General features: G+C 33.8%; 1 protein-coding gene. It reads right to left on the reverse strand.

Annotation, left to right across the window (positions count from 1 at the left end; genetic code table 11):
- Nucleotides 1-548 precede the first annotated feature (548 nt).
- A complete protein-coding gene (ftsW, locus tag AC1DRF_RS25295; RefSeq protein WP_427077216.1) occupies nt 549-1739 on the reverse strand; it encodes a putative lipid II flippase FtsW in 1191 nt (396 codons plus the stop codon).
- Nucleotides 1740-1928 lie beyond the last annotated feature (189 nt).

A 1928-nucleotide genomic window follows, 5' to 3' on the forward strand; every position in this document is an offset into this window, starting at 1 on the left:
GTATATCAATTGTTTTTTTTCTTTTAAAAAGGGTAAAGACCAAATAAGATCATGTTAATTCTTAGAGTTAACATCTTTCCCCTTTTCCAAACTATTTCGTTGGATATAGGCGCCATAATAGGCGTCTTTTTTTTGCACAAAAAAGGCAATTCACTACGTTTTCATGAATATAGATAGGAGAATAATGAAGAAAGGAAAGGTGTGAATGATAAGAAAGTTATCTATTCCTATTTTAACTTTAGTGATCCTATGGACAATTATTCTTTGCATAGAAAAACAAGTTATGGTGGCCTGTTTTCTATGGGTCGTTTATAGCGCCTTGCAATTTTTTCGAAGGGAATAATTTTTATCTTCTACATAAAGATTTTTAGGGAAGTATATGAATCGTACATAAGAGGATTTCTAATAGATCTTTTTATTCCTTTAGCAATACTACAAACTTAACCTCCTTCCATAAATAAAAGACACTGGCTCTTAACCAGTGTCTTTTATTTATAATTTTATTTTTCTCTCAATAATTTTCATAGAAATGTCATTCATGTAAATCATTAGACACTTTTTAGTTCCCTTGGATCTGTTACTTTGTGTTTGTATTTCTTTTCGAATTTATTAAACATAGATATATTTGCTAGTACTCCTACAGCAAACATAAGCAATGTAAGAGAAGAACCACCATAACTTACAAAAGGCAACGTTACACCTGTGATAGGAAGAAGTCCAGTTACTGCTCCTAGGTTAACAAATGCTTGAATGCCAATCATAACGGAAATACCGATAGCTAATAAGGCACCAAAAGGATCGTTGCATCTTTTAGCAATTTTTAAGCCTTGTAAAATAATAAAAAATAGCAACCCTAATACAAGCAGCACTCCCCAAAAGCCTAATTCTTCAGCAATAACTGCCATAATAAAATCTGTATGAGACTCAGGTAGATAACCAGCCTTTTGAATGCCYTGTCCTAACCCTTCACCTGATAGTCCCCCAGTTCCTATAGCTAGGTAGGAGTTAACCAATTGGTATCCATCCCCTTGCTGATTCGCAAATGGATGGAGAAACCCAGTAAAACGAGCTAAACGAACAGGAGAAAAAACGGTAGCCATCTGTCCTGTTACTAATAAAACGATTAGCATAATGACCACACCTACTACTCCCAGTAAAGCAATCTTTAGCATGGATTTTCTAGAGATGCCTGAACATAAAACTATCGCTGAAACAGTTCCTAAAATAAGGAGAATTCCACCGTAATCGGGTTGTAAAGCAATTAAGAAACAAATAAAAAACACGATAAGGATAGGCGGAATAATAGCGCGCTTTAAATCGTTTATATACTCTTGTTTATTCGCAAAAACAGCCGATAGATATACAATAATTGTAAGTTTCGTAAATTCTAGTGGTTGGATTCTAATCGGCCCCAGTATAAGCCAACTTTGTGCATTCCCGGCGGTATGTCCAAAAATAAGGACCAAAGCAAGAAGCGTAATTACTGTTACTAATAAAATTTTCAACACTTTTTTTTCTCGATAAATTTTATAGGGAATAAAAGCAGAAACACAGAAAAAGAAGAAGCCTGCTATAAGGGCAAGTTTTTGCTTTTGATAAAAATAATCCCCTTCAACACCGTAACGACTAACAGCCGTTACCATACTAGCACTGTAAACCATGACTAAACCGATAAGGCTTAGAACAATTAAGGCTACAATAAATTTGTAATCATAACATTTTACTATTTTCTTAAACATAAAAACTCCTCGTTCCTTGCAAGTGTAAGATTCTTATTTTCATCATAAAAAAAAGATTCTTAGTAAATTATAGAGAGTAAAAAGAACACTCAATAGTATAATAACAGTTCCTCGCGCTTTGTTCTTTCCTACGATATAATCATTTACACCATGTAAGATGAAAGATACTGCAACCATAAGAACAGCTAT

The organism is Priestia sp. P5_B4, from assembly GCF_056400385.1.